This is a genomic window from Okeania sp. SIO2B9, from assembly GCF_010672505.1.
Taxonomy (GTDB): Bacteria; Cyanobacteriota; Cyanobacteriia; order Cyanobacteriales; family Microcoleaceae; genus Okeania; species Okeania hirsuta.
This window is the reverse complement of record NZ_JAAHGK010000851.1, coordinates 1-3,435: the sequence shown is the minus strand read 5'-3', so window position 1 is coordinate 3,435 and position 3,435 is coordinate 1. Positions and strand designations below refer to the sequence as shown.

Sequence of the window (3,435 nt, the reverse complement as noted above, 5' to 3'; positions counted from 1 at the left end):
GCTCATTGCTATATTTTGGGTAAACTCGATCACCGTCAGTGACATACCAAAAGCTATGCCAAAACTGGATAACTTGCCATAACTTCTCAAAAGTTTGCCCTGGAGCGATCATGCTCCGCATCGCTATCGCGAACGCCAATTTCCCAAAGGATAATTCCCGGTTTCCAATGATTAACCACACAAGCTATTCCAAACAATCTGTTTTTTATTTCCCACAAACCGCTGTATTTCATCAATCTCAGTGATTTCAGGAATTTCATCATCCTGTGGTTCATCGGATAACTGTTGTGCCGATTCTTTTACCCAATTGATCATGGTAGTATGGTCAATTTCTGTAACTAGATGCGATGGCTGGAAATCCCATGCCGTTGAGATACATTTTGAGACAGAGTTTTTTGACTTCTGGATGATCAGCGTTATTACTTGGAGATTCAACAATCTTGTTGGCCACAATTTTGACATTGATGGCATTGTTTCCCCCGACGAAAACCTTTTTTTTTCAATCGAGATGATAGACATTTGGGACAGTGGATTGTTTTGAGCTTTCCTTGTGACACTTTAGATTTTACAGCATTCTCCACCCACCAAAGCCCAATTAGATGACCATTTTTCAATAGTTTATGGCTTTGACAATCAGGACAATCCATCTCTCAATCAAATTCTAGAATATCATTCTCTATTGTGCAACACCACTTTTTCAGTAAACCCTATTTAATATTGGAGTAAGCGATCGCCAGACTCCAGATCAAACCAATGAATCTGTTTAGCAGGTAATTCTAAAGTTACTAATTCACCCCAAGTTTGGTCATAAGGAACTAAAGCACGGATATTTTGTTCGGAATTTTCCACCCGAGCAATTAACAGTTTTTCCTTACCTAAATTTTCTACCAAAAACACCTTACCTTTAATAGCAACCTCAGAAGTTTCAGTCAAAACAAAACGTACATCTTCCGGACGAATACCCATAACAATTTGTTTTGGAATTGTTGGAAAATCAGGCAGAGGAATTTTAAAATCACCTAAAATAGCATAATTTTCTTCACATTTAAGAGTCAGTAAATTCATTTGCGGACTACCGACAAAACCAGCTACAAATTTATTAGCAGGACGACTATAAATTTTATGAGGTGCATCAAGTTGTTGTAAGTAACCATCATATAAAATTGCTACTTTACTCGATAAAGTCATTGCTTCCGTTTGGTCGTGAGTAACATAAACTACAGGTTTTTGTTGAGAGTTAAATAACTGTTTCAACTCTGCTCGTACTTGTTCGCGTAATAGTGCATCTAAATTACTGAGAGGTTCATCTAACAAAAATACTTCTGGGTTGCGTACCAGCGATCGAGCTAATGCTACCCTTTGTCTTTGTCCACCAGACATCTCCCGGGGTTTGCGGTCTATTAATTGTCCTAATTCGAGTTTCTGGGCAACATTATTAACTCGTTGCTGAATTTCATCTTGAGGTATTTTACGGAGTTTCAAAGAAGCAGCAATATTTTCAAAGACCGTCATGTGCGGATAGAGGGCGTAACTTTGAAACACCATTGCAATATTACGACCACCCGGTGGTACATTTGTTACATCGCGATCGCCAATAACAACTTTACCCTGAGTGGGTGTTTCTAACCCAGCAATAAGTCTTAGTAGGGTTGATTTTCCACAACCAGAAGGCCCCAGTAAGGTTAAAAATTCCCCATCTTCAACTTCAATATTCATGTCTTTAACGGGAATGACATTTTTAGTAAATTGTTTTCTGAGATTTTTTAATTGCAGTTTTGCCATGATATTTGATTATTTTTTACCTCTTAATGTTCACTTACAGCAGTTGCCATAGTTGTTAGAGACAAATTAAAAGTCTCAAAACTAGACAAAGTAGGATGTTGATTTCTGCCTCCAGCATAGCTGCTATTGAGTGGTATCTTGACGTTGATGACAATAGTCCTGACTAAGTGAAATTGACGCGATCAAAGCGATCGCTAAAAAACTAAACCACAGAAAACTCCTCTACCTGACAAATATGTCGCCCCACTGCTGTAGCAATGGGGCGTAAACTTTCAACCAACTCCACCATATCTTCTAATGACAATGCTTGTCGTGCATCGGAAACAGACTCTTCCGGTACAGGATGACATTCAATCATCAAACCATCTGCTCCACCAGCAATAGCAGCTTTGGCCAACGGTGCGACTAATTCCCGTTTCCCCGCCGCATGAGAAGGATCGACAATAACTGGCAAGTGAGTTAACTGTTTTAGCGCAGCTACCGTACCTAAATCTAAAACATTACGAGTATAATTATCGAAACTACGAATACCACGTTCGCACAAAACTACATCCGGGTTGCCATAACTGAGAATATATTCAGCAGCCATCAAAAATTCTTGAATAGTCGCAGATAACCCTCGTTTTAAAATTACAGGTTTGCCAACTTTGCCCACTGCCTTTAGTAACTCAAAGTTCTGCATATTGCGACTACCTATTTGCAGCACATCCGCATCAGCAACTACCGACTCTATTTGCGGAATAGACATTACTTCTGTTACGATTGGGAGATGGTAAGATTGGCTAACTTTTGCCAAAATTTTCAATCCTTCTATTCCCAACCCTTGGAATGAGTATGGAGAAGTGCGCGGTTTATAGACACCACCCCGCAACATTTGTACGGGTGCAGTTATTAACTTGCTTGCTACTAATTCCATTTGTTCCATACTTTCAACGGTACAAGGACCGCCAATAATCAAAAAATCTTTACCTCCCACTGTTGTCCTTTCAGAAATATTAATAACTGTTTGATGTTCGGGATGAGATTTGGATGCAAGTTTAGCGTCAGACACGAAATATTCTCCTTATGTAGATTAAGTGGGGTAAAAAACAAAAAACCCGAAACTGTTGTTAGTTCCGGGTAAAAGTTGAAGGTCAGCATGACAAGTTACCCGGAATTATATCGAGGCCAAAAATAAAAACCGTAATACCAGGTATTAACTTGAGTCATAGCTGTTTTCATCTTTTTTTGAGATAGTGAAATTTACAAATAAAAAAACCGCAGTTATTATTCTGCGGTTCACTTAGAGGTTCATAGCAAAAGCTAAATTCACTCCAAGTGAACCTCTCTGTGCCAAAAATAAAAGTAGGAATTGATGAGAAACATTAGTTTTTTTGTTTGTTTTGAATATATTAACAGTCGGACTCTGGACGTGAGACTGACATATTTCTATGTTTAACCTGTTAAATTAACATTCTAGCAGAGCATTTAGATAGTGTCAAGTCCTTACTCAATTTTTTCATGGCCAGATACCAAGTTATATCAAATCCGGTTGAATACTTACCACATAGTTGAGAGTAGGGGACCCACCCCTCGCCCCTCCCCCTCCCAGGAAGGGAGTAGGGGAGATTTAGATAGACATCTCCAATAATAAAAAATCAAATCAATTATCGA

At 38.8% G+C, this 3,435-nt stretch carries 4 protein-coding genes and 1 pseudogene; all 5 read right to left on the bottom strand.

Annotation, left to right across the window (positions count from 1 at the left end; genetic code table 11):
• Positions 1-181, bottom strand: a pseudogene (locus F6K13_RS24460) (hypothetical protein); the annotation flags it as partial.
• Entirely contained in the window at positions 172-315 is a 144-nt protein-coding gene (locus tag F6K13_RS24455) for a hypothetical protein (protein WP_161565206.1), read from the bottom strand. The pseudogene F6K13_RS24460 and the gene F6K13_RS24455, both read right to left, overlap by 10 nt.
• Positions 316-325: 10 nt before the next feature.
• A complete protein-coding gene (locus F6K13_RS24450; RefSeq protein WP_287288644.1) occupies positions 326-451 on the bottom strand; it encodes a hypothetical protein in 126 nt (41 codons plus the stop codon).
• Between the two features lie 260 nt (positions 452-711).
• Positions 712-1,782 carry an ABC transporter ATP-binding protein gene (locus tag F6K13_RS24445; protein ID WP_124147258.1) on the bottom strand — a complete coding sequence of 357 codons (1,071 nt, stop codon included), beginning with the start codon at positions 1,780-1,782 and terminating at the stop codon, positions 712-714.
• A gap of 202 nt (positions 1,783-1,984) precedes the next feature.
• A complete protein-coding gene (gene aroF, locus F6K13_RS24440) occupies positions 1,985-2,833 on the bottom strand; it encodes a 3-deoxy-7-phosphoheptulonate synthase (protein WP_124147259.1) in 849 nt (282 codons plus the stop codon).
• Positions 2,834-3,435: the final 602 nt, after the last annotated feature.

Excerpts from the sequence above, each read along its gene's own strand:
- F6K13_RS24455 (WP_161565206.1), bottom strand. The coding sequence starts at position 315 with ATGATCAATTGGGTAAAAGAATCGGCACAACAGTTATCCGATGAACCA.
- F6K13_RS24445 (WP_124147258.1), bottom strand. The coding sequence starts at position 1,782 with ATGGCAAAACTGCAATTAAAAAATCTCAGAAAACAATTTACTAAAAAT.